Raw genomic sequence first — 8,241 nt, forward strand, 5'->3', positions numbered from 1 at the left:
CATATAAAGCTGGTCTGCTGGGGCGGGGCCAGTTCCCAAGACACGAAGGAGGGCTCCATGGTGATCGTGATGATGGGAGTCGGCGGGGCCGGCAAGACCACCCTGGGACAACAGCTCTCCGCGGCACTGGGTACCGGCTTCATCGACGCCGACGTCTACCACTGCCCGCGATCGGTGGAGAAGATGTCCCGTGGGATCCCGCTGGACGACACCGACCGCGCACCATGGCTGCGCCGCGTGAACGCGGAGATCCTGCGCTCCCCGGCGCGCACGGTCCTCGCCTGCTCCGCCCTCAAACGCGCCTACCGAGACGTGCTGCGCACGGAAACGGGAGCAGGCGTCTGGTTCGTACACCTGGACGTCGGCGAGGCTGAGGTACGGCGGCGGTTGGCTGCCCGCAAGGGGCACTACTTCCCTGAAGCCCTCGCCGGATCCCAGTTCACGGCCCTGGAACCCCTGCAGCCGGATGAACACGGAGTCACCCTCGACGCATCCCGCCCGCTGGACGAACTCCTCGCCGAGACCCTGGCCACCGCGCCTGGCACAGGCTGACGGACCGCAGCGCAACACCCCCGCCAGATCACACGACCGGCTGGCACTGATGCGGACGTCCCGCCGTCCAGCCATCGACGGTGCCAGTCGTCGTGGCAAGGTTCCAACTAACGTGTCCCGGCTCACCACGACGTCGATGCCCACCAGGGAAAAGGCGAACCCGGCCACCAGCACTTCGACCTCCGGTTCTTCTTCCGCCTGCACACCGTGGACGAAACGCCGGTGGTGCTGCAGGAAAAGAGGTCGGCGGCATCGAGTGGCGGCCCGTGGACAAGGTGACCTCTCCCTCCCTGCGCGAGAAGCTGCTCAAGCTCCCGCTCCAGGCCGAACCGGAGAGGGCCCATGCCTCCGCCCTGATCTACAACGACCGCGGCGAGTACCTGCTCCACCTGCGCGACTACTTCCCCGGCCAGATCTGGGAACCGGGCATGTGGTCCCCGCTGGGCGGCGGCCGAGAGCCCCAGGACGCACCCCTCACGGCCGCGTGCTGTGCCGGGCCCGTCGGTGCGGCTCTCCTGGAGGAGGGTGGAGAGCACGTCGCCCTCGGCCGCACCGTCGCGGCGGCAGGCGGTGACGCTCCGCGCGACGGCCTCACGCAGGTGTGTGTTCGCGCGGCGGAAACGCCGGTTCGCGGGTGTGGGCAGTTTCTCCAGCAGGCGCAGCGGGTTGCGGAGACGCCGGTCCAGGCCCTGCAGGAGATCGCCCGCCACCGCGTCCAAGGCCGCTGCCGCGCTTCCCGCCGCCGGTGTGACAGAGTTCCCACAACCGTTCCCATGGCCATCCTTCGCATCTGCGCTGGCACATCGACCACCAGCCCGTCGCTCCAGGACCCGGTCACAAGCCGTGCCTGCTCGCTCATGATCCGGGCGTAGCCGGACAGCCGCCCGGGATGAAAGGCGGGCTGCAGGAGCCGCCGCTGGCGGCGGTGCTGATCGTGCGAGCAGGTGGCCAGGCCGTTGCCCACCACCTCGCGCCCCTTGTCGAAGAACCAGCCGCCCTTGTCGAACGCGCGGTCGTCCAGCAGCAGCTCCCGCACCAGGCCCGGATCACAGACCACCCACGCCCGCACCGGCCCCAGCCCCACCTGCATCACGTCCCCCTGCACGGCGAGCGACCGCAGAAACCCCAGCGGATCCCGGCGCAGCACCCACAGATGCCCCAGCACGGGAAGCCCGCCCAAGGCGCGAGAGGGAACAGGCCCGCCCCGCACATCCACCGGCTCCCGACGGTCCGCCCGGCCTTCCCTTGCCATCACACCGTCTCCTCCCTCGCCACCACCACCGGCTGCCGACGAAGACCGGCCGCCGTACCCCTGTGACATGTACGGCGACGCGGCCCGGAGTTACTCGTCAGCGGATCCGGATCGTCGCAGTGTCGAGCAGGACGTTGAACTCTCCGCGTTCGTTGGGATCGCCTGAAATCTCCCCGCCCAAGAAGGCGAAAGGCCCTTCCACAATGCTGGCCTCTGCGTCTGCCGTGCCCCTTGCGAAACCGGGCCCGGAGATATCCGCGGGCTCGATCTCGACCTGGCTGGTGCGCTGGGTGCTTGGTGAACCTCCAGCGCATGTCGTCCTTCTTGCTGTCGCACGGCACGAAGCGGGCCGTGTTGGACATCCAGAACCTGCCGTCGAGGCATCTGCGCGGGTCCTTCTTCGACTGGACGTAGAAGGAGCTGCGTCCTGCGAAGCGGATTTTGAACTGCTGGTCGACGTTGTCGCCGCACTTGCGTGTCTTGGCGAGTACGGTCCCATTGGCCTTGACGTAGTACAGGCACTCACCGCTACGGCGCTTGCTCTTGGTGGACTTGAGGTTCCAGACCCCGGGGCCCTTGCGGAGGATCTGCCAGCGGGCGGTCCCTTGGTGGTCCGCGACGATGCCGGCTAGGTCGGTACCGGTGGGAATCAGACGGTGATCGAGGCCGGTTTCTTTGTCAGTGACGGCCTGGCGGACGATGAAGGCGCTCTGGTTGCCCCACTTGGCCGGGGGCGGCGGGGGGACCTTGATGCCAGTGACGTCGTTACTGCTGATCCAGAAGCGCTGGCGGCAGCTTTCGGGGAAGGGGCCCCTGCACTTCTTGTTCTTCTTCTTGGTCCATATCCCGTGGCGTCCCAGGGAGTGGGAATCGTCAGGCCCCGGTAGCGGTAGCGAGTGGTGCCTACCGTGACCGGGTTGAACAACTCCCGGGTCTCCCCGGTCCACCATGGTCTGCGACCGCAGTAGCGGCGGAAGATCTTCTTCCGGCCTGTCTTGGGGTGCTTGCGCTGGACCCATCTCCAAGCCGTGTGCCACACGTAGTTGCGCAGCTAGGAGAAGGTCGCGAAGGACACCCCGGGTCGGAAGTAGGCGCACCAGCCCCGTACTGCCGGATTGATCCGGGCGAGCAGGGCGTCGAGCGGCTGGTTCGTGCCGACCTCCCGGCACAGCGCCTTGACCTTGGCCATGATGGCCCGCAGGGCCTTCTTGGCCGGGTAGGTGTAGACGTAGTACCGGTTGGTGTCTGGTTTCCGGTGGCGCTGGATGTGCCAGGCCAGGAAGTCCAGGCCCTGTTCGATGTGGGTGATCAGAGTCTTCTCCGGCGACAGGCGCAGGCCCATCGTGGTGAGGACTTCCGCGATCTCTGCGCGTAGCGTTTCGGCGTCTGCCTTGGTGCCGTGAACCATCAGGCACCAGTCGTCCGCGTACCGGACCAGCCGGTAGTTGGGTAGACCTCGGCGTCGGCGCCTCCGACGCCCGTTGAGATCAGTTCCGGCGCCTCCCGGCGGCTGGGCGATGTGCTCGTCCAGGACCGAGAGAGCGACGTTGCTGAGCAACGGCGAGAGAATCGAGCCCTGCGGGGTGCCCGTGTCGTTGACCCGCAGCAGACCGTCCTCGCTGAGGATGCCCGCCTTGAGGAACGCCTTCACCAGGGCCAGGACGCGTTTGCTCTCGGAGTCCTCCTCGGGAAGTGCGGCGAGGACCGCGCCGACGCCGGGGGTCAGGTCGGGCCAGACGGTCAGTAGAGCTCGTGGCCCGAGACCGGCGCGCACCGCGTCGAGGTTCTCCGGCGTGAGGCGGTGCCAGCGTGCGGAGTTGCGGACGGAGGCCTCCTCCAGGAGCACCGTCTGCCGTGAGGCCAGCTGCACATGCACGCGCGCCCAGAAGCCCTCGTCGGCGGCCTCCGTCACTTCCCGTTCCTCAAGTTCCTCCGCGTAGGGCGAGGCCGTCAGCGGTTCTGGGAAGAGGCCGAGCTTCCGTGTAAGGGCCATGGCATCCGTGCAGCGCCGGTCGCTGCCTACGTACACGTACTGGTCCCATCCGACGTGCACGGTGAACAGGTCCCCCGCCTTCAGCCGACACCAGGCGCCCCGGTCGCGGAGCATCGCCCGGACCAGTTCCAGAGCCACGGGAAGGGAGAACTCGGCCCCGTCGTGGTAGCCGGTGAGGTCGGGTGGGAAGAGCCCGGCCAGGCCGTGTCCCTCTACGGGCGGCTCCACGCCGAAGTGGACGAAGCCGGCCAACCGAGGGCTCACGGATCTCCAGCCGGTCGATACCCGAGGCCTCCGCGAAGCCCGCGATCGCCGCCAAACACGCCGCTTCCACCGGCCCGTGGTCGCTGACCGTGCCCTCCACACCGGTGTAGTGCCCACGCTCGTCGCGGCCGGCTGGGGCGTACTTGGTGATGCGGTGGACAAAGGACGGCGGCACGATGCTCCCTGGGCGGCAAGGTCCTTGCGGGACTGTCCGCCGGATGGTTGGCGACCGGGTGGAAAGGATCTTTCCAGTGCTGGGTATCAGCTGCTGAGGTCGAACACGCCCCACGCGCTGAACGGCTCGGCCTGGACGTAGATTCTGCTTCCTCGGCTGACGACCCGTCGGCGGCCGGGGGCAGGGCCATCGGGCAGGCTGAGCAGGCCGACTTCCTTTGGCTCGACGGACGTTTCGGTGAGCTCTCCGTGGGCGAGTCGGTCCCGCTCCTCGCCGTAGCCGCCGTAGAAGGCGACCCGCCCGCCGTGGACGGCCACCGCTTTGGCGCCTCGTACGCTGTTCGCCCGCACCGTCACGGGCTGGTCGGGGCGGTTGGGGCGTATCTCGACGAGCGGGAAGTCCGTGTATGGGCACGCCCAGGCGGTGGTGCCCGACACGTTCAGGGCGTAGCAGTCGAAGAGATCGGGGATGTGGGCGTCGTCTGACGTCCAGACGAGTCGGCCTGTGGCGTTCCAGCGGCGGATTCCGGCCGGGTTCTCGTCGAAGTGCCCGACCCAGATATGGCCGGCTTCGTCCACGAGCAGGTGCTCGATGGCGTCCCCGACGGAGAAGGACAAGGTCTCGCGGCCGAGGGCGTCGAAGATCTGGACCTGGTTCGCGTCCTCGTACCGGCGGGCGCGAGACGCGGCGGCGACGAACCTGCCGTCGGGCAGGCGGTCCAGGTGCGGCCAGCGGGCCCGCACGGCGCTCAGCTCGGTGAGTTCGACGTCGCCGTCCGGCTGGACGGAGACGACCAGCGTGTCGAAGGGCAGAACATCGCCGCCGGGCTGCGGAGCGCGTTCGGTAAGCAGCCAGTGGGCGGCGCCGAAGACGTCGACGGTACTGGTCAGGACGTGGCGGTCGTGGTGCGATCGGGGGAGGTGGGCGTAGGGCGTCAGCGCGGTCTTCTGCACGGGTGGGCTCTCCTGCGTGGGCGGTCAGGCTGCGGTGAGCGACGCGCGAGCACAGCCCGCGCCGACCCCGCCGCCAGCAGCCGTCAAGTTCTGGGCGAACAGCAGTTGCGGGCCGAGGGCACCCGGCGCCACCGGTCTCTACGCTGGCGACGGGTGCTGGCGGACACGTGAAGGCCGCCGCTGTACTGACCAGCTTCGCTGGCCACACCTTTACCCTGAACGGTAGGTAGATAGTGCGGCCAGCGCGTCGACGTCATCTCACCGCCTGGTCGAATGGCCCGCGACGCTCTCAAAGGCTTCGAGAGTGATCTCCTGAACGAAAACGGAATCGCTCTCCATACCCTCGGGGAGCTGTGCCCTCACGTCCTCACGGCACAAGAATGTGCCGCTGGGAAGGAAAACAGTTCCACTGACCCGGTCGGCCAGCTCAATAATGATCTCCCACACCTTGCCGACCTCCGGGCGCTCGATACCGATAACACAGCCACTGACATCTACCTCGACCTCGCTGCCGTCGGCAGCGCGGATCCAGAACTCACTGTCAGGGCCAGTCACTTTCTCAGGTGCGGCGTAGTAGGGCGAAAGGATCGCCCGAACCTTCTGCATTTCCGGCTCGACCGGCGCGCCGCCCTCGAACTTATAAAGGCTTAGACCGTAGCTCACTTCTGCGGCCCCACCCTGAGAACGAACTCGATCCCCTTGACATTATGTCAAGCGCCCATTGCTTCAGGGCATACAGAGTTTCCTCGTCGGACATGTACCACACGATGGGCGTCCCTTTCGCTGCCGCGACCTGTTTCACTATTGCCTTAGTCTCCTTCGTGGGAAACACCAGTTTCCCATCCGCGCGGATCATCGACGCGGAGTAGTGCAGGTTCTTAGCGTCTATGAGAGTTCCGTTCTGGAAGCCGTCAAACTTAACGAAACCGCTCGGTGTGTCTGCAGCGACCTTGTACGAGATGCCTGACGGGACCCCGTTCGTCACCAACTGCTCGTAGGCACGGTCGGCATCGGCCATGGACTCCGTCGCAGGCATCCACCGACCCGGGCCACCCAGGACCAGCCACGCACAGTAGCCTCCTCCGCCACCTGCTGCCCTGATGGCGTTTGTGAGGGCGGCGGTGGTGACCGTCCCCTTGGCGCACGCCCTTTCTAGCTCCGGGATCGCCTTCGCACCGATCCCGGCGACAGCTTCGTCCGAGAGGTGGAGTGTGCGAAGGGCATTCCACGCCTCGGTGAAGCCGATACCGGTCCTGACAGACGCGTCGAGGGCCGTGACGGCGCGGGCGATCGGGGAGAGCAGCCCTTCTACCGGGACATACGTGGCGAGGCTCCAGGCGCAGGCGGTCTTGCTGCCGTGCCAGCAGTCCATCAGGTCTTCGGCGAAGAAGGAGAACAGGATCGATCCGGCCACATCACCGAAGAGGCTCTGCCATCCGGCGCGGACGATGTCCTTGCCGGAGAATGTGTGAGTCCAGCCGTCGATCTTGATGTTCTTCAGCGTCGACCGCTGGAGGAACGTCCATGCCGATTTCGGGCATCCGGCGGCTGTGGCCTGGGCCTGGCCGTCGGTGCACAGGTAGAAGTCAGCCTCGTAGGTGACGACCAGGTCGTACACAGCGTTACAGTCCTGGAAGCCGGCCTCCGGCATCCCCGGGCACGTGCCGATCTGTTTGGAGCTGACGATCTCGACGGTGGACTCGTCTGGAACGGCGAACACACTGGGAATGCCCGTACCGGAACCCTCGGAGCGGCCCTTGCCAGCCTCCGCTTTTTCGGTCCTGTCGGCTGCTGCTTGGGCGTCCTTGGCGTATTTGTCGGCGTCCTTCGCGGCCTGTTCGGCTTCGGTCGTTGCGGTGTCGGCGCGGTCGGCCGCTGCGCGTGCGTCCGTCGCGTCCTGTTCTGCGAGGGTGGCGGCGGTGCGTGCCGCGGAGGCGTCGAGTGCTGCTTGGTCGGCGGAGTCGCGGGCGTCCTTGGCGTAGCTCTCGGCCCGGCCTGCCGCCGTGTCGGCGGCTGCTGCGCCGGCGGTGGCTTTGCTGTCGTAGGTGATGGTGCGGGCCAGTGATGCGGTGGCCTTGGATGCTGCGGTAGCGGCGTCGGCTGCGTAGCCGAGGGCCTCCTTGGCGTAGGTGCGGGCGTCGGCCGCGTATCCGGCGGCGTTGGCGGCGGACTGGTAGGCGGCCTTGGTGTCATCCGCCGCCTTGTCGGCGAGGGCTTTGGCGGTGGCGGCTTCCTCCACCGCGTTCTTGGCATGGGCGTTGGCGACGGCCTTCTGGTGCCGTACCTGACTGACTTCGCCGGAGACTTCCGCTTACGCCCGCCACTGCCAGCCCGGTCCGATCCGAAGCGGCATACATAACGCAAACTATCTGTAACGCCCCAAGTGCAGTGGTATGACGGCTGCCTGGGTCCCAGCTTCGAGGCTGTCAGCTACCAGCAGTGGCTGTGCTCGACTGTGTGGTCGCCCACTTGCGGGTCTGAGTAATGGGTGGCGTTGGGGTTGTAGCAGGTGTTGTCGGATAGCCGTGGGTGTCTGGCCTGGGGGTTGGCTGGTGATGTCATCGAGATGATGCGTTGTTGGTGACTCCACCGTGTGTCTGTCCTGGACGGCGTGGTGCAGATCGGACCTGGCCTGTCGTCACGTCGTCCCGCTTCGGTAGGGAATAGTCAGTGGACTAGACCACTTGATGGTATATCAAGTGTGCTCATCGCGGCTTCGCTGCCCGGTCGAGGGGAGTCTTGTCTCGGGTATAGATCGACTGCATAATGTGACGGTAGGGTAGTTGAAGAGCGGCCACGGAGTGGACGCCGGCCAACACCGGCAACCTGCACCCATGGAGACGAGGCCACTGAAACCCCCAACTCCCCACACAAACACACCTCCTGAGCCACCGTCACACATAGCCAGCCAGGTTCGGCCGGAGGCCGGACCTTTCGGGCCGGAGGCCCGGTGTCACCGAAGGTGACAACGCTTCAAGCGCCGAAGGCGCCAAGGGCGCGGAGCGCCCGGCATCTTTGACGGCCCGTAGGGCCGTCGCGTCGTGTCTCCGGG

6 protein-coding genes and 1 pseudogene are annotated in these 8,241 nt (G+C 66.8%); 2 read left to right on the plus strand and 5 right to left on the minus strand.

Going from position 1 to position 8,241, the window contains the following annotated elements:
• Window positions 1–57 precede the first annotated feature (57 nt).
• Both OG285_RS38400 and OG285_RS38405 read left to right on the plus strand, forming a co-directional pair.
• Entirely contained in the window at window positions 58–552 is a 495-nt protein-coding gene (locus OG285_RS38400; RefSeq protein WP_331760519.1) for a gluconokinase, read from the plus strand.
• A 275-nt stretch (window positions 553–827) separates the two neighbouring features.
• Entirely contained in the window at window positions 828–1,424 is a 597-nt protein-coding gene (locus tag OG285_RS38405; protein WP_371793759.1) for a hypothetical protein, read from the plus strand.
• 23 nt (window positions 1,425–1,447) lie between these two features.
• Here OG285_RS38405 and OG285_RS38410 read toward each other — a convergent pair.
• The 5 genes and pseudogenes from OG285_RS38410 to OG285_RS38430 form a co-directional block, all read right to left on the minus strand.
• Window positions 1,448–1,873, minus strand: a pseudogene (locus OG285_RS38410) (hypothetical protein); the annotation flags it as partial.
• Window positions 1,874–2,855: 982 nt separating this feature from the next.
• The gene (locus OG285_RS38415; protein ID WP_331760521.1) at window positions 2,856–4,061 is read right to left on the minus strand and encodes a reverse transcriptase domain-containing protein; all 1,206 of its coding nucleotides are present in this window, start codon (window positions 4,059–4,061) and stop codon (window positions 2,856–2,858) included.
• Window positions 4,062–4,322: 261 nt separating this feature from the next.
• A complete protein-coding gene (locus tag OG285_RS38420; RefSeq protein WP_331760522.1) occupies window positions 4,323–5,189 on the minus strand; it encodes a hypothetical protein in 867 nt (288 codons plus the stop codon).
• A 258-nt stretch (window positions 5,190–5,447) separates the two neighbouring features.
• On the minus strand, window positions 5,448–5,852 hold the full coding sequence (locus OG285_RS38425) for a hypothetical protein (protein ID WP_331760523.1): 405 nt from the start codon (window positions 5,850–5,852) through the stop codon (window positions 5,448–5,450).
• Entirely contained in the window at window positions 5,827–7,428 is a 1,602-nt protein-coding gene (locus OG285_RS38430; RefSeq protein ID WP_331760524.1) for a hypothetical protein, read from the minus strand. The genes OG285_RS38425 and OG285_RS38430 overlap by 26 nt, the downstream gene beginning before the upstream one ends.
• Window positions 7,429–8,241: the final 813 nt, after the last annotated feature.

Source organism: Streptomyces sp. NBC_01471 (assembly GCF_041438865.1).
Classification (GTDB): Bacteria; Actinomycetota; Actinomycetes; order Streptomycetales; family Streptomycetaceae; genus Streptomyces.

Excerpts from the sequence above, each read along its gene's own strand:
- OG285_RS38400 (WP_331760519.1), top strand. The coding sequence starts at position 58 with ATGGTGATCGTGATGATGGGAGTCGGCGGGGCCGGCAAGACCACCCTG.